Source organism: Sphingomonas sp. MMS12-HWE2-04 (genome assembly GCF_044881185.1).
Taxonomy (GTDB): Bacteria; Pseudomonadota; Alphaproteobacteria; order Sphingomonadales; family Sphingomonadaceae; genus Sphingomonas.
Map to the genome: position 1 here is coordinate 1,994,219 of NZ_CP173254.1, position 18,563 is coordinate 2,012,781.

At 66.1% G+C, this 18,563-nt stretch carries 14 protein-coding genes; 4 read left to right on the forward strand and 10 right to left on the reverse strand.

Annotation, left to right across the window (positions count from 1 at the left end):
- Window position 1 precedes the first annotated feature (1 nt).
- From AB2M62_RS09035 to AB2M62_RS09060, 6 genes are all read right to left on the reverse strand, one after another.
- On the reverse strand, window positions 2-1,420 hold the full coding sequence (locus AB2M62_RS09035) for a family 43 glycosylhydrolase (protein ID WP_404339564.1): 1,419 nt from the start codon (window positions 1,418-1,420) through the stop codon (window positions 2-4).
- A 10-nt stretch (window positions 1,421-1,430) separates the two neighbouring features.
- Entirely contained in the window at window positions 1,431-2,435 is a 1,005-nt protein-coding gene (locus tag AB2M62_RS09040) for an arabinan endo-1,5-alpha-L-arabinosidase (RefSeq protein ID WP_404339877.1), read from the reverse strand.
- A gap of 67 nt (window positions 2,436-2,502) precedes the next feature.
- On the reverse strand, window positions 2,503-4,050 hold the full coding sequence (locus AB2M62_RS09045) for an alpha-N-arabinofuranosidase (RefSeq protein ID WP_404339566.1): 1,548 nt from the start codon (window positions 4,048-4,050) through the stop codon (window positions 2,503-2,505).
- 60 nt (window positions 4,051-4,110) lie between these two features.
- Window positions 4,111-5,040 (reverse strand): Gfo/Idh/MocA family protein, encoded by a 930-nt coding sequence (locus AB2M62_RS09050; RefSeq protein ID WP_404339568.1) that lies wholly within the window; start codon window positions 5,038-5,040, stop codon window positions 4,111-4,113.
- Window positions 5,040-6,032 (reverse strand): AraD1 family protein, encoded by a 993-nt coding sequence (araD1, locus tag AB2M62_RS09055; protein WP_404339570.1) that lies wholly within the window; start codon window positions 6,030-6,032, stop codon window positions 5,040-5,042. Before araD1 ends, AB2M62_RS09050 begins: the two co-directional genes overlap by 1 nt.
- Window positions 6,033-6,100: 68 nt before the next feature.
- On the reverse strand, window positions 6,101-7,654 hold the full coding sequence (locus tag AB2M62_RS09060; RefSeq protein WP_404339572.1) for an aldehyde dehydrogenase (NADP(+)): 1,554 nt from the start codon (window positions 7,652-7,654) through the stop codon (window positions 6,101-6,103).
- A 107-nt stretch (window positions 7,655-7,761) separates the two neighbouring features.
- On the opposite strand from AB2M62_RS09060, the gene AB2M62_RS09065 reads away from it, so the two are divergent.
- Window positions 7,762-8,529, forward strand: coding sequence for a FadR/GntR family transcriptional regulator (locus AB2M62_RS09065; protein WP_404339574.1), 768 nt, complete (start codon window positions 7,762-7,764; stop codon window positions 8,527-8,529).
- An 88-nt stretch (window positions 8,530-8,617) separates the two neighbouring features.
- Here AB2M62_RS09065 and AB2M62_RS09070 read toward each other — a convergent pair whose 3' ends face one another.
- A complete protein-coding gene (locus tag AB2M62_RS09070) occupies window positions 8,618-9,922 on the reverse strand; it encodes a sugar MFS transporter (RefSeq protein WP_404339576.1) in 1,305 nt (434 codons plus the stop codon).
- A gap of 134 nt (window positions 9,923-10,056) precedes the next feature.
- Here AB2M62_RS09070 and AB2M62_RS09075 point away from each other — a divergent pair, with 134 nt between their 5' ends.
- The 3 genes from AB2M62_RS09075 (at window position 10,057) to AB2M62_RS09085 (ending at window position 15,516) form a co-directional block, all read left to right on the forward strand.
- A complete protein-coding gene (locus tag AB2M62_RS09075; protein ID WP_404339578.1) occupies window positions 10,057-11,202 on the forward strand; it encodes an aldose epimerase family protein in 1,146 nt (381 codons plus the stop codon).
- A 28-nt stretch (window positions 11,203-11,230) separates the two neighbouring features.
- A complete protein-coding gene (locus AB2M62_RS09080; RefSeq protein ID WP_404339580.1) occupies window positions 11,231-13,030 on the forward strand; it encodes an IlvD/Edd family dehydratase in 1,800 nt (599 codons plus the stop codon).
- Window positions 13,031-13,191: 161 nt separating this feature from the next.
- Window positions 13,192-15,516, forward strand: a complete 2,325-nt coding sequence (locus AB2M62_RS09085) for a beta-L-arabinofuranosidase domain-containing protein (RefSeq protein WP_404339582.1) — start codon at window positions 13,192-13,194, stop codon at window positions 15,514-15,516.
- Window positions 15,517-15,633: 117 nt separating this feature from the next.
- Here AB2M62_RS09085 and AB2M62_RS09090 read toward each other — a convergent pair whose 3' ends face one another.
- The 3 genes from AB2M62_RS09090 to rhmD are packed head-to-tail and all read right to left on the reverse strand — an operon-like array spanning window position 15,634 to window position 18,451.
- Window positions 15,634-16,383 (reverse strand): SDR family NAD(P)-dependent oxidoreductase, encoded by a 750-nt coding sequence (locus tag AB2M62_RS09090; protein ID WP_404339584.1) that lies wholly within the window; start codon window positions 16,381-16,383, stop codon window positions 15,634-15,636.
- The gene (locus AB2M62_RS09095; RefSeq protein WP_404339586.1) at window positions 16,380-17,237 is read right to left on the reverse strand and encodes a fumarylacetoacetate hydrolase family protein; all 858 of its coding nucleotides are present in this window, start codon (window positions 17,235-17,237) and stop codon (window positions 16,380-16,382) included. The genes AB2M62_RS09090 and AB2M62_RS09095 overlap by 4 nt, the downstream gene beginning before the upstream one ends.
- A 17-nt stretch (window positions 17,238-17,254) precedes the next feature.
- Window positions 17,255-18,451: an L-rhamnonate dehydratase gene (gene rhmD / locus AB2M62_RS09100; protein ID WP_404339588.1), complete on the reverse strand. Its 1,197-nt coding sequence runs from the start codon at window positions 18,449-18,451 to the stop codon at window positions 17,255-17,257.
- Between the last annotated feature and the right edge of the window lie 112 nt (window positions 18,452-18,563).

An 18,563-nucleotide genomic window follows, 5' to 3' on the forward strand; every position in this document is an offset into this window, starting at 1 on the left:
TTCAGCTGACCCGGAAGTTGGTGCTGGGCGGGAAGGCGCGGTCCTGCACGCCCACCAGCAGCGCGCCCCCGCGATGCAGAAGATACTGGCCAGGCCGCCCGGCGACGGCGAAGCGGACCTCGTCCTTGCCGACTCTCTGGCGGAGGAACGCGGTCCACTGCGACAGCGGCGCCAGCACGACGCTGCCGTCGGTCTTCACGGTCAGTGCCTTGTCGGGCGCGTCGACCGCGACGAGCGCGACCGCGCCGCCCGCGAGCGGCACCGAACGGAACTGGCTCGACGGGATATTCCCCCTCCCCACCACCACGCGGTCGCCGTCATGGCGGAGGAACTGGCCCTTGGCATTGGCGGGCGAGAATCGATCGGGCACCGCGCCGTTGCCGACGGGGATACCGAAATCGGGAGTGCCATCCTCGCGATAATAGAGGCGCTGGACGCGCGTGTGGCGGTTGGGATCGAACAGCGGATCGCCCTTGATCGCCTTATAATCGCGGCCGTGATAGACCAGCACGTCGCGGCCCTGCTCGTCGGTGGTGAAGCTGTTGTGCCCCGGGCCATAGACCTTGGTGACGTCCGACGAGACGAACACCGGAACCGGCGACTTGGTCCAGTTGCCGGGATCCATGATGTCGGCATCGTCGCGCGCCGTAAGCATGCCGAGGCAATAACGATCGTCGGTCGCGCTCGCCGAATAGGTGAGAAACAGCTTGCCGTTGCGGGCGAGCAACGCCGGCGCCTCGGCGACCTTGAAGCCGCGAACTTCCCAGTCGAGCGTCGGCACGGTGAGCCGCGCAGGCTTGGCGGCCAGCGTGAGCGGGGTCTTGAGCGGCGCAAGATAGATATTCGAATTGGTCTCGATGCCGGGCTCGCGCTCGGCCCAGCAGAAATAGCGGACGCCGCGATGCACGAAGCTGGTCGAATTGAGGCAGAAGCCGTCGAACGGCGATTTTAACTTGCCGAGCACCGACCATTTGCCGGTCATCGGATCCTTGCCGTCGCAGACCACGGCATAGGTGCGGATGCGGAACACGTCCTCGCCGCCCCCGCTCGGGCCCGCGGCGAAATACATGATCCACTTGCCGTCGATCAGGTGAAGCTCGGGCGCCCAGAGGAAGCCCGACATCGGCCCGCTCGCCTCGTGGCGCCAGAGCACTGCTTCCTTGGCGGTGGTCAGCCCGGCGAGCGTGCGCGCGCGGCGCAGCACCAGCCGGTCATATTCGGGCACCGATCCGGTCATGTAATACCAGCCATCGGTGTGGCGGAACACCTGCGCATCGGCACGCTGGCGAACGACCGGATTGACCGGAACCGGCGTGGCGGGAGCGGCAGCGACGGGCGCGCGCTTCGCGGCGGCCTGAGCCTGGCTGGCAAGCGCGGTGCCGGCGGCGCCGGCGAGGAACAGGCGGCGATCGATTTCCATGGCTCTCTCCTCAATAAGCCGCGACGGGCCAGCCGTCGGCACCCCAGGTCACCGGGGCGATCCGAAGCGTCGGCGCGCCGCGGTTATCCTTGTCATAGGCGTGGTAGACGACATAGTCCTTGCCGTCCTTGTCGTGCAGCCAGCCGGCATGGCCGGGGCCGCGGAAGCGCTGCTGCTCCTGCAAATCGGCGCGCAGGAAGATTGTCCCCTTCCCCTCCATCATCGCGCTGCCGTCCTTGCCGAGATAGGGCCCGGTGATCGCCTTCGATCGACCGATCGCGGTGTAATAAGTGCTGTTCGCGCCCTTGCAGCAATAATCGTACGAGACGAGCAGATAGTAATAGCCGCCATGGGGGACGATGAACGGCGCCTCGACCGGCGCGGCGGCACCCACCGGCGCGGGGCGGCGCGCAATCGAGAAGGGCGTTTCGCCGGGCTTAAGTTGCTTGCCGGTCTTCGGATCGAGCGCGAACAGCTTGATCCCGCTCCAGAAGCTGCCGAGCGACAGCCAATGCTTGCCCTGCGCATCGATCACGAAGTTCGGATCGATCGCGTTAAAATCGTCCGACGGCATCGACTGGACGACCAGCCCCTCGTCGCGCCAGGCATAGGTCGGCGCCTTGGGATCGAGCGTCGCGTTGGTGAACAGCCCGATCGCCGAGCGGTTCGAGCCGAAGGTCGACACCGAATAATAGAGCCGCCAGCGACCGTTCACGAAGCTGATATCGGGCGCCCACATGCCCCCCGTGCCCGGCACCGCCTTTTGCGCCCATTCGGGAATGGTGGTGAACAACGGCGCGCCCGCGGTCCACTGGACCAGGTCCTTCGAGCTGCGCGTCTCGACCAAGCGCTGGCCATGACCGGTGCCGAAGACGTAATAGGTATCGCCTTCGCGCGCGATCACCGGATCGTGCGTGGGCGTGAGATCGCCGGTGAGGCGGTCGTTGAGCGTGGCCTGTTGCGCGGTCGCGGTGCTGCCAGCGAGCAGCGCGGCGGCAAGCAGCAGCGATTTCAAAACGGTCACGAGCCTCTCCCCGGCCTTCAAGGACGGCGCCCGGCGTATTCGCCTGGGCGCCGCATTATCATAGTTCGAGCACGACCACCGATTTGGCGGGCAGCGTCACGGTCAGCGTGTCGCCGCTCATCTGCGCGCCGCTGAACGGCACCGGCTTCACGGTTTCCGGCGCATCGAAGCTGTTATGCGCATTGATCGCCGGAGCGGTCAGGATGCGGCCCGTGACGGTCGCGGCGCTGACGCCGTCGAGCTTCACCGTCACCGTGTTGGTCTGGTTGGGATCGAGGTTCGACAGGCCGATATGGATCTTGCCGTCCTTGCCCTTCACCGCCGAGCCGCTGACCGCGGGCATTACGAACTGGTTCTTGTTATACCAGGGCGACTTGATCTCGATCGGCAGCACCGTTGCATCCTGCCACGGCTTGTACATCTCGAAGACGTGATAGGTCGGGGTCAGCACCATCTTGCTGCCATCGGTGAGGATCATCGCCTGGAGCACGTTCACCATCTGGGCGATCGCGCTCATCCGCACGCGATCGGCGTGCTTGGCGAAGATATCGAGATGGATCGAGGCGGCCAGCGCGTCGCGCAGCGTGTTCTGCTGGCGCAGGAAGCCCGGATGCGTGCCCGGATCCTGGGCATACCAAGTGCCCCATTCGTCGACCGCGAGGAAGATGCGCTTCTGCGGGTCGTATTTGTCCATGATCGCGCTGTGCTTGGTGACCAGCTCGTCCATGTGCCAGGCGCCGGCAAGCGCATCGGCCCAGCCGGTCTCGTCGAAATTGACCGGATCGGCCTTGGGCGGCCAGCCGCCCTGCGGCAGCGTGTAGTAATGCAACGAGACGCCGTCGAGCTGGGCGCCGGCGACGCGCATCATCGTCTCGGTCCAGTTATAGTCGTCGACATTGGCGCCGGCGGCGATCTTGAGGATCTTGGTGCCGGCGGGTGCCTTGATGAAGGTGGCATAGCGGCGGGTCTCGTCGGCGGCGAATTCGGGGCGCATATTGCCGCCGCAACCCCAAAGCTCGTTGCCAACGCCGAAATAGGGCACCGCCCACGGCGCCTTGTGGCCGTTCTTGGCGCGCTCATCGGCCAGGCTGCCGGCGGGCGAGGTCATGTATTCGACCCATTCGGCCATCTCGCGCGGGGTGCCGTTGCCGACATTGCCGGCGACATAGGCCTCGGCGCCGACCTGGCGGAGCAGCTCGAAGAACTCGTGGGTGCCGACTTCGTTAGGCTCGGTAACGCCGCCCCAATGGGTGTTGATCTTGACCGGGCGCTGCTTTTGCGGGCCGATGCCTTCGCGCCAGTGATATTCGTCGGCAAAGCAGCCGCCGGGCCAGCGGATCACCGGGACCGACAGATCCTTGAGCGCGGCGACGACGTCGTTGCGGAAGCCGTTGGTGTTGGGGATCTTCGAATTCTTGCCGACCCACAGCCCGCCATAGATGCCGTTGCCGAGATGCTCGGCGAACTGGGTGAAGATGCGCCGGTCATAGGTCGGGCCGGCCTTGTCGGCATGCACCTCGGCCGTGCTCGTCGTCTGCGCGGCCGCCGCGAGCGGCGTCGTGGACAGCAGCAGGGCAAGCGCCGTGCGGCGTAACGTGCGGATCATTATTCTCTCCCTTTTGCGGGGTTGGCCCCGGCATTGGATTCGCCCCCGAGGGGCCGTTCGTTAGTCGTGAAATTCCTCGACGGCCTCGCGGTCGCCGCGCAGGAAGGCGTCGGCGACGAGGCGCAGCGGCGCGGTGTCGACATCGCGCCGGCCGCTGCGGATCAGCTCGGCGAACCGGGCATAGAGCCCCGGATATTCGCGGTCCTCGCTGGTGTGCGTGCCGGTCGGCAAATGCAGCACCGCCCCGCCCTTTTCCAGCTTGAGCGTGCCCTCGTCGGTCTCGACGGTGATGTCCCAGCTTTGCGGGCCGGTCTGTCGCCAGTCGAGGTCCATGCTGATCGGCGTGCCGAGCGTATCGCGAAAGGCGATGTCGGCGGCGATCGGCGCGGCGCGATTGGCCGGGATCGAGAGCTTCGCCGTCTTGAGGAAGAACGGCCGCGGCAGGATATGCGTCGCGATCGAGAGCGCGTTGATGCCGGGATCGAACACGCCAAGGCCGCCCGGCTCCCAGATCCAGTCCTGCCCCGGATGCCAGACGCGGACATCCTCGCGCCAGACGATCGAGACGCGCTTGATGCGGCGCGCGGCAAGCCAGGCCTTTGCCGGCGCGACGCCCGCGGCGTAGCGCGAATGCCAGCTGGCGAAGAGCGTCACGCCCGCGACCGCGGCATGATCGTCGAGCACCGCGACTTCGGCGAGCGTCGCCCCGGGCGGCTTTTCGAGGAACACGTGCTTGCCCGCGGCAATCGCGCTGGCGGCAAGATCGTAGCGCGGCTGCGGCGGCGTGCAGAGTGCCACCGCGTCGATCTGGATATCCTGGGCGAGCAGTTCGTCGAGCGTGCGGTAATGCGGCAGATCGCCAACCCCCTCGCCGCGCGAGCTTACCGTCGCGGCGAGCGTGAGGTCGGGATTGCCGGCGATCGACGGCAGATGCTGGTCATGGGCGATTTTGCCCATCCCGACCACGGCAACACGGATCGGGCCGGACATCAGAGCGCCTTCACCGCCACCGGCTGGGCCGCCTCACGCGCGAGCGGGTTACGCAGCGGCAGCGTGAACGGCGCGGCTTCGATCTCGAAGACATCGCCTTCCTGGGTCTGGATGCCGTCGCTGAACGACAGGGTCGCGGTGCCGAAGAAATGGACATGGACGTCGCCGGGGCGGCGGAACAGCGCATATTTGAAATGATGGTGCTCGAGATTGGCAAGGCTGTGCGACATATTGTCTTCGCCCGACAGGAACGGCTTTTCCCAGATCGTCTCGCCATCCCGCACGATGCGGCTGGCGCCGCGAACGTCGCTGGGCACGTCGCCGACGAACAGTTCGGGGCCGAGCGCGGCCTGGCGCAGCTTCGAATGGGCGAGCCAGAGATAGTTGTGCCGCTCGGTGACGTGGTCGCTGAACTCGTTGGCGAGGGCGAGGCCGATCCGATAGGGCGTGCCATCCGGGCCGATGACATAGATGCCGGCAAGCTCGGGCTCTTCGCCGCCATCCTGCGCGAAGGCAGGCATCGAAAGCGGCTGGCCAGGTCCGACGAGCTGGGTGCCGTCGCCCTTGTAGAACCATTCGGGCTGCTGGCCGGTCTGCCCGGCGGCGGGCTTGCCGCCCTCGACGCCTTCGAGGAACATCCGCATCGAATCGGTCTGCTTCTCGGCAGCGGCAGCCTCACGGTGCATCTTGTCGCGGCCCTCGGCCGAGCCGAGATGGGTGAGCCCGGTGCCGGTCATCGCCAGATGCGCCGGATCTTCATGGTCGATCGGCGCGAGGAAGCGGCCGGCGGCGAATTCGGCCGCAAGATCGATCTCGGCGCCTTCACCGCGGGCTTCGACTGCCTGCGCAAGGCTCTGGCCCTGGGCGATTGCCTCGAGCGCGAGCGCGCGGACGCTCTCGACGCCGGGGACGATCGTCGCACGATCGCCACGCGCCGCGATCACCGAGCGCACACCGTCCGAACCGCGGTGCTGCAACAGGCGCAAAGTCATGGTCTTCTCTCCGAAATGCGGGTGCGGCGCATTCGGGCCGCCCCGGAATTGTTCAGCCCTGGAAAAACTCAGCCGAGAACCGGCTTGCCGTCGATCAGGCGCGGCAGGCCCGAGTTGTCGCGCAGTTCGGACGGTAGCAGCCCGGACGCGAGATTCTGGTACGAAACCGGACGCAGGAAGCGATCGATCGCGAGGCTGCCGACCGAGGTGGTCCGCCCGTCCGACGTTGCCGGGAATGGCCCGCCATGGACCATCGCATGCGCGACTTCGACGCCGGTGGGCCAACCATTGGCGAGGATGCGGCCGGCCTTGCGCTCGAGCAGCGGCAGCAGGCGCGCAGCGAGCGGCTCGTCCTCGCCGTCCATCTGCAGCGTCGCCGTGAGCTGACCCTCGGCAGTGACGAGCACGGCGCGGAGTTCGGCTTCGTCGGCGCAGCGCACGATCACCGAGGAGGAACCGAACACTTCGTGTCCCAGAGCCTTGTCGGCGATGAATTGTGCGGCAGTCGTCTCGAACAATGCGGCCTGGCCGCAGGTGATCCCCTCACCGACTTCGCCACGGGCGAGCGTCTTGACCGAGGCATGCGACGCCAGCTTGTCGACGCCCGCGGCATAGGCGGCGTGGATGCCGGGCGTCAGCATCGGCGCAGGCGCCGAGGCGGTGAGCGCTTCAGTGGCCGTGGCGATGAATGCGTCGAGCCCCTCGCCTTCGATCGCCAGCACCAGCCCAGGATTGGTGCAGAACTGGCCGGCACCCATCGTCAGCGAGCCGACGAACGCCGTTCCGATCGCTGCGCCGCGCGCCTTGAGCGCCGCGGGAAGCAGCAGCACGGGATTGATGCTCGACATCTCGGCATAGACCGGGATCGGCACCTCGCGGCCCTGGGCGATACGGACGAGCGCGAGACCGCCGCCGCGCGAGCCGGTAAAGCCGACCGCGGTGATGCGCGGATCCTGAACGAGCGCGCCGCCCAGGTCATTGCCCGGGCCGACGAGATGCTGGAACACGCCCTCGGGCAGCCCCGAGGCGGCAACCGCGCGGGCGATCGCCGCAGCGACGAGCGCGCCGGTGGCCGGATGCGCAGGATGGCCCTTGACCACCACCGGGCAGCCCGCGGCAAGCGCCGAGGCGGTGTCGCCGCCGGCGGTCGAGAAGGCGAGCGGGAAGTTCGACGCGCCGAACACCGCGACCGGGCCGAGCGGGATCATCCGCAGGCGCAGATCGGGGCGCGGCAGCGGCTGGCGATCGGGAAGCGCGGGATCGATTCGCAGGCCGAGCCATTCGCCGCCACGGACGACGCCCGCGAACAGCTTGAGCTGGCCGACGGTGCGGCCGCGCTCGCCCTCTAGGCGGGCACGCGGCAGGCCGCTTTCGCGCATCGCGGTCTCGATCAGCACGTCGCCGATCGCGACGATCTCGTCGGCGATTTGCTCGAGGAAGGCGGCGCGAGTCTCGCGGTCGGTGGCGCGATAGGTTTCGAAGGCGGCTTCGGCCGCAGCACAGGCGGCATCGACATCGGCCACCCCGTGTGTCGCGAAGGGTTCGCCAAAGGGTTCGCCGGTGCGGGCGTCGATCGAACGGAACTGCGTCTGCGAAGCGGAAATTTGATTGTCGCCGGTCATGAACCTCTCCAGTATTACTCCGACATATTCCAGCGCTGCGCGTTAGGCAATCTTTCCGTTCCACCTTCGCGCGACGACTGATAGAACCGGGGCAAAAGAGGGCAAAAATGACAATCGTCAATGGGGTAGAGGAGCCTGTTTCGGTCGACCACGCCGAAACGAGCGAGCCGCGGACGCCGCGCGGCACGGGACGGCGATTGCACGGAGCAATCGCACACAAGCTGGGAGCAGCGATCGTCTCGGGTGAATATGCGCCGGGGGACCGGCTGGAAGGCGAAGTCGCCTTTTCCGAGAGCCTCAACGTCTCGCGCAGCGCCTATCGCGAGGCGGTGCAGGTGCTCACGGCCAAGGGGCTCGTCGAAAGCCGGCCCAAGGCGGGCACCAGGGTGCTGCCGCGCAACCGCTGGAACCTGCTCGATCCCGACGTGCTCGCCTGGGCATTCACCGGCGAACCCGACGTGGATTTCATCCGCAACCTGTTCGAGCTGCGCGCGATCGTCGAGCCCGCGGCTGCGCGCCTTGCCGCGCAGCGGCGCGATCGCAACGATCTCAAGACGATGAAAGCGGCGCTGACCGCGATGCGCCAATATTCGCTCGCCACCGAGGCGGGGCGCGCGGCGGACCGCGATTTCCACAATTCGGTGCTGCAGGCGACGCGCAACGACGCGATCGTGGTGCTCAGCGCCAGCATCGGCGCCGCGGTCAACTGGACCACCCAGTTCAAGCAGCGCGCCCGCGAGCTGCCGCGCAATCCGATCCCGGACCATGTCCGCGTGTACGACGCGATCGCCGCCGGCGACCCCGACGCGGCTGCCGAGGCGATGCGCGTGCTGGTGGAGCTGGCGCTGGAAGATACGCGCAGCTCGATGAGCTGATTTGATCCCGCCCTGCGCGGAAGGGTCTGAGAAAAAGGGCGCCCCGCCGGTCTGGCGGGACGCCCTTTTTGCGTTCAGGCCGAGGCGCTCACTCCACCACCGGCTCCGGCAGCGCGTGCGTCGTCTTGGCGCCCCACAATGCGTAGAACAGGATGTAGAGCTCGCACACCGCGGTGAGGATGAACGAGGTCTGCAGGCCGTATGCGTCGGCGAGCCAACCCTGCACCACCACCAGCGCACCGCCGGCGATTGCCATGATCAGCAGGCCCGAGCCCTCCTCGGTCAGCGGGCCGAGGCCCTTGATGCCGAGGGTGAAGATCGTCGGGAACATGATCGAGTGGAACAGGCCGACCAGGATCAGCGACCACATTGCCACCGGGCCGTGCGCGAACACGGTGATGACCATCACCGCGAAGGCGCCGATCGAGAAGAAGGCGAGCACCTTCTCCGCCGAGATACGCTGCATCACCGCCGAGCCGACGAAGCGGCCGACCATCATCCCACCCCACAGGAAGGTAAGGTAGTTGCCGGCCTGCTCATGCGTGAGGTTGGCGATGTCGGGCTGGCTGACGAAGTTCACGAAGAGGTTGGCGACGCCGATCTCGGCGATCAGATAGATGAAGATCGCGGGCACGCCGAACACCAGGTTGCGGTGCTTCCAAAGCGAGTGATTCTTGCGCTCCTCCTTGCCCAGGCGGCTGGTGGCCGAACCCATTGCAGGAAGCGGGAAGCGCGCGATCACGATCGCAAGGACGATAAGGACGACCGCGACCAGGCCGTAAGGCAGGATCACCGATTGCGCGTCTGCAAGCCGCTCGGCCTGGGTGAGCACTTCGCCGGCATGCGCGGTGCCGCCCTTCGAGCGGCCGAGGATCAGATAGGCGCCGAAGCTGGGGGCGAGCATCGTGCCGGCCGAGTTCATCGCCTGGACGAGGTTGAGCCGCGACGACGCGGTCTCGGGCTTGCCGACTACCGCGACATAGGGGTTCGCCGCGACCTGGAGCAGCGTGATTCCGCTCGCGATCACGAACAGCATCACCAGCGTGACGCCGTACGAAGGAATGCTCGCCGCGAGCATCATGCCGAGGGCACCCGCCGCCATGATCAGCAGCCCGGTGACCAGCGACTTCTGATAGCCGATCCGCTCGATCAGTTTCGCCGAAGGAATCGACGCGACGAAATAGGCGATGAACCAGACGCTCTCGATCAGCGTGGTCTGGGTGTAGCTGAGGTCGAACACGCTGCGCAGATGCGGCAGCAGCGTGTTGTTGATGACGGTGATGAAGCCCCACATGAAGAAGAGGCTCGCGAGCAGGGTGAGTGCCGAGCGATAGCTTGCGCCCGCCCCCGGCTGCACGCCCGCAGTCGCGGTAACATTCACTGGTCCAGGCATTGAAATCCTTCTCCCTTAAGCCCTGAACGCCTTACGACCCCAGCAAGCTTGCCCTTCCGATTTTTGTCGGACTATAAGGCGAGGGCATGGCGCGTCAACGCGGTTCGATCATGCCCTGACAAGATGGAGAGGATATGCGTTCCTTTGGCTCAGCCGGCCTCGTAGCAGCAGCGATCGGCGCCGTCGCCCTCGCAAATCCGGCGCTCGCCGCCGAAGCCAAGCGCGAGGCGTTCGGCAAGCTGGCTGACGGCACCGTGATCGAAGCGGTGACGCTCACCGGCAAGAACGGCGTTTCGGCGCGGATCATCTCCTTCGGCGCGACGCTCCAGGCGCTCCACGCGCCCGATCGCAGCGGCAAGATCGCCGATGTCGAGCTCGGCTATGACGATCTCCAGAGCTATGTCGACCACCCGAACTATTGGGGCGCCAGCGTCGGCCGCTATGCCAATCGCATTGCCGGCGGCAAGTTCACGCTCGACGGCAAGAGCTATCAGCTCACCCAGAACGACAAGGCCAATTCGCTCCACGGCGGCACCAAGGGCTTCGACAAGCTGCCCTGGAAGATCGTCTCGGTGAAGAGCGGCGCCCAGGCCAGCGTCACCTTCGCGCTGACCAGCCCGGCGGGCGACCAGGGCTATCCCGCGACGCTCAAGGTCACGGCGACCTACAGTCTCGACGACAATGGCAATCTGACGATGGACTATGACGCGACCAGCGACGGTCCGACGGTGGTCAATCTCACCAACCACGCGATCTTCAACATGGCCGGCGAAGGCGCGCATGGCGGCATCCTCCAGCACAAGCTGACGATCCCGGCGAGCAAGTACACGCCGGTCAACGCCGCGCTGATCCCCACCGGCGAGTTGAAGGCCGTTGCCGGCACGGTGTTCGACTTCACCCAGGGCAAGATCATCGAGGAAGGGCTGCGCGACGGCCGCGACGAACAGATCGTTTTCGGCCGCGGCGTCGATCACAATTACGCGCTCGACGCCGGCGCCACCAAGGAGCCCAAGCTCGCCGCTCGGCTGGAAGATCCTGCATCGGGTCGCGTGCTCGAAGTGCTTTCGGATCAGCCCGGCGTGCAGGTCTATACCGGCAATTTCCTCGACGGCACGCTGATCGGCAAGTCGGGGCATCTCTATCGCATGGGCGACGGCATCGCGCTGGAGCCGCAGAAGTTTCCGGATACGCCCAACCAGCCGGCTTTCGGCTCGGCGCGGGTGGATCCGGCGCATCCCTACCACCACCGCATGATCTTCCGCCTGTCCACGACCGGCTGACCCCGCGTAAAAAGGGCTTATCGTTACAATGACCACGCCTTCGCCGACCAAGAAGCTCCGTTCGCGCGCCTGGTTCGACAACCCCGAGAATATCGACATGACGGCGCTCTATCTGGAGCGCTATCTGAACTTCGGGCTGAGCCTCGAGGAACTCCAGTCGGGCAAGCCGATCATCGGCATCGCCCAGACCGGCAGCGACCTTTCTCCCTGCAACCGGCACCATCTGGTGCTGGCCGAGCGGCTGCGCGAAGGCATCCGTGAGGCAGGCGGCATCGCGATCGAATTCCCGGTCCATCCGATCCAGGAAACCGGCAAGCGCCCGACCGCGGGTCTCGATCGCAACCTCGCCTATCTCGGACTGGTCGAGCTGATCTATGGCTATCCGCTGGATGGCGTGATCCTGACCATCGGCTGTGACAAGACCACCCCGGCCTGCCTGATGGCGGCGGCAACGGTGAACATTCCGGCGATCGCGCTGTCGGTCGGGCCGATGCTCAATGGCTGGCATAAGGGCGAGCGCACCGGATCGGGCACGATCGTGTGGAAGGCGCGCGAGCTGCTTGCCGCGGGCGAGATCACCGACAAGGAGTTCATCAAGCTCGTCGCCTCGTCGGCGCCGTCCACCGGCTATTGCAACACGATGGGCACCGCGACGACGATGAACAGCCTGGCCGAAGCGCTGGGCATGTCGCTGCCCGGCTCGGCAGCCATCCCGGCGCCGTATCGCGATCGCCAGGAAGTCGCCTATGACACCGGCAAGCGCATCGTCGAGATGGTGGCCGAGGACCTCAAGCCTTCGGACATCCTGACGCGCGAGGCATTCGAGAACGCGATCGTCGTCAATTCGGCAATCGGCGGATCGACCAACGCGCCGATCCATCTCGCCGCGATCGCGCGCCATATCGGCGTCGACCTGCCGATCGATACCTGGCAGGAAAAGGGCCACAAGGTCCCGCTCCTCGTCAATCTGCAGCCCGCGGGCGAATATCTCGGCGAGGATTATTACCGTGCCGGCGGCGTGCCCGCGGTGGTTGCCCAGCTGATCCAGCAGGGCCTGATCCACGAAGGCGCCATCACCGCCAACGGCAAGTCGATGGGCGACAATTGCCGCGACGCGACGATCGAGGACGAGAAGGTCATCCGCCCGTTCGATCAGCCGCTCAAGGAAGAGGCCGGCTTCATCGTGCTGCGCGGCAATCTGTTCGACAGCGCGATCATGAAGACCAGCGTGATCTCGCCCGAGTTCCGCGATCGATACTTGTCGAACCCGAACGATCCCGAGGCGTTCGAGGGCCCTGCGGTCGTGTTCGACGGCCCCGAAGACTATCATCACCGCATCGACGATCCCTCGCTCGGCATCACCGATCAGACGCTGCTGTTCATGCGCGGTGCCGGCCCGATCGGCTATCCGGGCGCGGCCGAAGTAGTGAATATGCGTCCGCCGGCGTACCTGATCCGCGAAGGCGTCCATGCCCTGCCCTGCATCGGCGACGGCCGCCAATCGGGCACTTCGGGCTCGCCGTCGATTCTCAATGCCTCGCCCGAAGCGGCAGCGATGGGCGGGCTCGCGCTCATCCAGACCGGTGACCGCGTGCGCATCGATCTCGGCAAGGGCACTGCCGACGTGCTGATCCCCGACGCGGAACTCGCCGAGCGCCGCCGCGCGCTGACCGAGGCCGGTGGGTTCAAATATCCGGCCTCGCAGACGCCGTGGCAGGAGATCCAGCGCGCCGTGGTCGGCCAGATGGAAACCGGCGCGATCCTGGAAGGCTCGGAGAAGTATCAGAAGATCGCACAGACCATGGGCCTGCCGCGCGACAATCATTGATAAATGGGGTGAGGCATCCGCCTCGCCCCCTCGTCATCCCGGCCTTGGGCCGGGATCCACCGGGCGGCGCGCAACGCCCTTCAGGATCGAACGCGGTCCGTGCGGCATAATGGGCCCCGGCCCAAGGCCGGGGTGACGATGGAGGACAGAGGAGCGGACGGATGATCGGCATGGTTTCGCGCAGACACTTCCTCGGCGGCGTCAGCGCGCTGGCGCTTGCCGGCCCTGCCCTTGCCCGCGACAGGATCGCCGATCGCGTCACGCGCGCCGCTCCGGTGCCCGCCCGGTTCGTCACGCTTGCCCCCTCGCCCTTCGCCGATGCTGCGGCGGCCAATCGCCGCTATCTGCTCGCGCTCGATCCGGAGCGGCTGCTCCATAATTTCTATGTCTCGGCCGGCCTGCCGCCCAAGGCGCCGGCCTATGGCGGGTGGGAATCGGCCGGCATCGCCGGGCACTCGCTTGGCCATTGGCTGTCCGCCTGCGCGCTGACCGTCGCCCACACCGGCGACCGCGAGATTGCGGCCCGGCTCGACCATGCGATCGGCGAGATGGCGCGGATCCAGGCCGCGCACGGCGACGGCTATTTGGGCGGCACCACCATCCTGCGCGACGGCAAGATCGTCGACGGCAAGATCGTCTTCGAGGAGGTTCGTCGCGGCGACATCCGCACCCAGGGCTTCGATCTCAACGGCGGCTGGGTGCCGGTCTACACCTGGCACAAGGTCCATGCCGGACTCGTCGACGCGGTGCGCCTCGCCGACAATGCGCACGCGCTGCCGGTGCTGCTCGGCGTCGCCGACTATTTCGGGCGGATCGTCGAGGGGCTTGGCGACGCGCAGATCCAGCAGATGCTGCGCGCCGAGCATGGCGGGATCAACGAGGCCTATGCCGATACCTATGCGCTGACCGGCGATCCGCAGTGGCTGCGCATCGCCGAAAAGCTGCGCCACAAGTTCGTGCTCGATCCACTAACCCAGCAGCAGGACAAGCTCGCCGGGCTGCACGCCAATACCCAGATCCCCAAGGTGATCGGTCTCGCCCGGCTCCACGAACTCACCGGCAATCCGGCGCATGCCACTGCCGCGCGCTTCTTCCACGAGACGGTGACCCAGCATCACAGCTATGTCATCGGCGGCAATTCGGAGCGCGAGCATTTCGGCCCGGCCGATCAGCTCGCCGGCGCAGTGACCGAAGCGACCTGCGAAGCCTGCAACAGCTACAACATGCTCAAGCTCACCCGCCATCTCTATGGCTGGGCGCCGAATGCCGCGCTGTTCGACACCTATGAGCGTATCCAGCTCAACCATATGCTCGCGCACCAGCGTCCCGACACCGGCATGTTCGTCTATTTCATGCCGCTCGCGGCGGGCGCGCGGCGCAGCTATTCGACGCCGGAGGAGAGTTTCTGGTGCTGCGTCGGCTCAGGGATGGAGAGCCACGCCAAGCATGCGGACTCGATCTTCTGGCACGGCGGCGAAACGCTGTTCGTCAATCTGTTCACCCCTTCGGCGCTCGACTGGGGCGAAGGCGGCTGGAAGCTGGCGATCGACACGCGCTATCCGATGGACGGCGCGATCGCGCTGAACGTCGGACGGGCGCCGCGCGGCACCGCGACGCTGGCGCTGCGCATTCCCGGCTGGGCCAAGGCGCCGGTGCTTGCGGTCAACGGCGCGGCGGTGCCGATCGACGCGCAGAACGGCTATGCGATGCTGCGGCGGCGCTGGAAGGCAGGCGACACGGTGGCGCTGACGCTGCCGATGACCCTGCGGGCCGAGCCAATCCCAGGCGACCCGACGACGCTGGCGTTCGTCAGCGGTCCGCTGGTGCTCGCGGCGGACCTAGGCCCGGCGGACCGGCCGTTCGAAGGGGTCGGGCCGGCGCTGGTGACCAGCGGCGATGCTGCGGCAATGCTGCAGCCTGCCGGCGGGCCGCACGAATATCGCGTCGCCAATCCGCTGGGCGGCGAAACCCGCCTCAAGCCCTTCTTCCCGCTCTACGACCGGCGCACTGCAGTCTATTTCCGCAGCTTCACTCCCTCGGCGTGGGACAATGCGCGCGAGGACTATGTGGCGGCGGCCAAGGCCAATGCCGATCTGGCGCGCCGCACCATTGATGCCTTCTATCTCGGCGAGATGCAGCCCGAGCGTGACCATGGCTTCACGTCGGCCAAGAGCGAAGCGATCCAGCTCAACGGCCGGTCGGCGAGGAAACTGCTTCCCGGCGAGACTATGCAGTTCCGCCTGGCGCGAAAACCTGGCGCAGCGCTGCTGCGCGTGGTCTATTGGGGCCATGACATCGACCGCGTCGCCGGTATCAGTGTCGACGACAAGCAGATCGCGGTCGAAAAGCGCGCCGGCCCGGGCGAGGACGGCTTCGTGACGGTGGACTATCCGCTCCCCGAGACCGGTGCCGCGAGCTCGACGGTACGGTTCAGTGCGCAGATCGGCGAGACGGTGGTCTATGAAGTGCGGACGATGTTGAAATAGTCCGGTCTCCCCGGCCTTGGGCCGGGGCCACCGCGAGGCAAACGAAAAGCGACAACACCATGCGCCTCGCTTGATGCTTGGTGGGCCCCGGCCCAAAGGCCGGGGCGACTGCGCCGCTCAGAACGTCGTCCGCCCGCCCGATGTGTCGAAGGTCGATGCAGTGGTGAAGCTGCACTCCTCGCTCGCCATGAACAGGATCATTGCGGCACTTTCCTCGGCCTCGCCCAGGCGGCCCATCGGGATCTTCGAGCGCATATAATCGACCTGGCTCGGGGGCAGCTGCTCAAGGATCGGGCTTTCGAACGTGGCTGGGGTCAGCGCGTTGGCGATGATGCCCTTGCCCGCCAGCTCCTTGCCGAGCGACTTGGTCAGCCCGATCACGCCGGCCTTCGAGGCGGAATAGGCCGAGGCATTGGGATTGCCTTCCTTGCCCGCAACCGACGAGACGTTGACGATCCGGCCATAGCCATTGGCGAGCATGAACGGGACAACCGAGCGGCAGCAATAAAACAGTCCGTTCAGGTTGATCCCGACGACCTGCTCCCAGCTGTCGAGCGGATATTCATGGACCGGCGCCGTGGCGCCGGTGATCCCCGCCGAGCAGACCAGGATGTCGATCCGGCCAAGCGCCTCGGCGCTCTTCGCCGCTGCATGGGCGACCGCGTCGGGATCGGCGACGTTGATCGCCGCGGTGTAGCTGGCGCCGACCTCTGCGGCGGCTTCGGCGAGCGCATCGGCATTGACGTCCCACAAGGCAACCTTGCCGCCTTCGGCGACGAGGCGCTTGGCGACGGCGCGGCCTAACCCGGAGGCGCCCCCGGTGATGACTGCGGCGCGGCCCGCGAACCTGTCGGTATAGATGCTCATCCGAGCACCGCGTCGCCGAGGTGGCGCCACGCGACGACCTGCTGCTGCTGCTCGCCCAGTCCGGCGATGCCGAGCCGCATCGTGTCGCCTGCCTTGAGAAAGATCGATTGCGGCTTCTTGCCTTCGCCGACGCCCGGCGGCGTCCCGGTGATCAGCAGATCGCCCGGATAGAGCGTCATATATTGACTGACATAGGCGATGATTTCGGCGACGTTGAAGATCATCGTGCGGGTGTTGCCGGTCTGCATCCGCGCGCCATTGACGTCGAGGAACATGTCGAGGTCCTGCGGATCGGCGACTTCGTCAGAGGTCACCAGCCAGGGGCCGACCGGGCAGAAGGTGTCGTGTCCCTTGCCCTTGCTCCATTGCGAGCCGCGCTGCTTCTGGTTGAAGCGCTCCGATACGTCGTTGGCGATCGTGTAGCCCGCGACATGCGACAGCGCGTCCTTCTCGTCGACATAGCGCGCGGTCTTGCCGATCACGACGCCGAGTTCGACTTCCCAGTCGCTGTGCGTCGAATCCTTCGGGATCATCACTTCGTCGTTCGGGCCGGTGAGGCTCGATAACGCCTTCATGAACATCACCGGTTCGCTCGGGATCGGCAGGTTGGATTCGATCGCATGGTCCTCATAGTTGAGGCCGATCGCGACGATCTTGCCGATGCCCTTGATCGGCACGCCGTAGCGCACCTCACCTTCGACCAGCGGCAGCGTCTCGGGATCGAGCGCGCCGAGCGCGGCGATCGCTTCGACGGTGACGTCGTCGAGCTTTCCCGACAGATCTCGGATCGCGCCATGGGCGTCGATCAGGCCGGGCTTTTCTTGTCCGCGGGGGCCGTAACGGCAGAATTTCATGTGGGGTTCTCTCGGTCTCAGTGCGTGTAGGGGCGGTGCATGTCGAGATCGCGATTGAGCTCGACTCCGAAGCCGGGCTTGTCGAGCGCGCTCGCGCGCAGACGCCCGTTCTGCGGAACCGGTTCGCCAATCAGCTGCGGATGGAACATCGGCACCACTTCGGTCGGCCCCGGATGCATCATCAGGAATTCGGCGAAGGGCGAATTGTGGCGCGTGATCACGAAGTGATAGCTGTAGACGCTCGATCCGTGCGGCACGACGAGCTTGCCATAGGAGTCCGCCAGCGCCGAGATCTTGAGCAGTTCGGTGACGCCGCCGCACCAGCCGACATCGGGCTGGATGATGTCGCAGCAGTCCATCTCGAGCAGCATGCGGAAGCCCCAGCGCGTCGCCTCATGCTCGCCGGTGGTGACCAGCAGGCCCTTGGGAACGTTGCGCTTGAGCGCGGCATAGCCCCAATAATCGTCGGGGCTGATCGCTTCCTCGATCCATTTGAGCCCGCATTCGTGATAGGCGCGGTGCGCAAGGCGCGTCGCATATTCGACGTCGAGCGCCATCCAGCAATCGAGCATCAGCCAGAAATCGTCGCCGACCTTCGATCGCATGTCGGCGAGCGTGGCGATATTCTTGTGCATCCCCTCCAGCCCCTCGGCGGGACCATGGTGGAGCGCCATCTTGCCGCCGATGAAGCCGAGTTCCTTGGCGACATCGGGCCGCGCGCCGGTGGCGTAGAATTGCAGCTCGTCGCGCACCGCGCCGCCGAGCATCTGGTAGACGGGCTCGCCGCGAAGCTTGCCAAGCAGATCCCACAAGGCGAGATCGACGCCCGAAAGCGCGTTCACGACCAGACCTTTTCGCCCGTAATATTGCGAGGCAAAATACATCTGGTCCCAGATCTTCTCATATTCGGTAGGGCTGCGGCCCTCGAGGAAGCGCGCGAAATGCTTCTCGACGATATAGCAGGCGGGCTCGCCGCCGGTGGTGACCGCAAAGCCGATCGTGCCATCCTCGGCCTCGATCTCGACGACCAAAGTGCCGAGCACGTTGATCCCGAAGCTCTGCCGTGACTGGCGATATTCGGGATAGCGGCTCATCGGCGTTGCAATGTGATCATCGATCCAATGGCCTTCGCCCTGGTCGTGATAATCGGCACCACCACCCCGCACGGTATAGGCGCGCACCTGCTTGATCTTTGAAAGTCCGGCTGCAGCCACGCTTCCCGATCTCCCTTTTGCGCCCCTATTCCAGATAGCCGGACGCATATCGACAATGTGAAAATTTCCGCGCGCGCCATACCATCATATGATACGCCGCGCCCGAACAGGC

Excerpts from the sequence above, each read along its gene's own strand:
- AB2M62_RS09035 (WP_404339564.1), bottom strand. The coding sequence starts at position 1,420 with ATGGAAATCGATCGCCGCCTGTTCCTCGCCGGCGCCGCCGGCACCGCG.
- AB2M62_RS09045 (WP_404339566.1), bottom strand. The coding sequence starts at position 4,050 with ATGATCCGCACGTTACGCCGCACGGCGCTTGCCCTGCTGCTGTCCACG.
- AB2M62_RS09050 (WP_404339568.1), bottom strand. The coding sequence starts at position 5,040 with ATGTCCGGCCCGATCCGTGTTGCCGTGGTCGGGATGGGCAAAATCGCC.
- araD1 (WP_404339570.1), bottom strand. The coding sequence starts at position 6,032 with ATGACTTTGCGCCTGTTGCAGCACCGCGGTTCGGACGGTGTGCGCTCG.
- AB2M62_RS09060 (WP_404339572.1), bottom strand. The coding sequence starts at position 7,654 with ATGACCGGCGACAATCAAATTTCCGCTTCGCAGACGCAGTTCCGTTCG.
- AB2M62_RS09065 (WP_404339574.1), top strand. The coding sequence starts at position 7,762 with ATGACAATCGTCAATGGGGTAGAGGAGCCTGTTTCGGTCGACCACGCC.
- AB2M62_RS09070 (WP_404339576.1), bottom strand. The coding sequence starts at position 9,922 with ATGCCTGGACCAGTGAATGTTACCGCGACTGCGGGCGTGCAGCCGGGG.
- AB2M62_RS09075 (WP_404339578.1), top strand. The coding sequence starts at position 10,057 with ATGCGTTCCTTTGGCTCAGCCGGCCTCGTAGCAGCAGCGATCGGCGCC.
- AB2M62_RS09080 (WP_404339580.1), top strand. The coding sequence starts at position 11,231 with ATGACCACGCCTTCGCCGACCAAGAAGCTCCGTTCGCGCGCCTGGTTC.
- AB2M62_RS09085 (WP_404339582.1), top strand. The coding sequence starts at position 13,192 with ATGATCGGCATGGTTTCGCGCAGACACTTCCTCGGCGGCGTCAGCGCG.
- AB2M62_RS09090 (WP_404339584.1), bottom strand. The coding sequence starts at position 16,383 with ATGAGCATCTATACCGACAGGTTCGCGGGCCGCGCCGCAGTCATCACC.
- AB2M62_RS09095 (WP_404339586.1), bottom strand. The coding sequence starts at position 17,237 with ATGAAATTCTGCCGTTACGGCCCCCGCGGACAAGAAAAGCCCGGCCTG.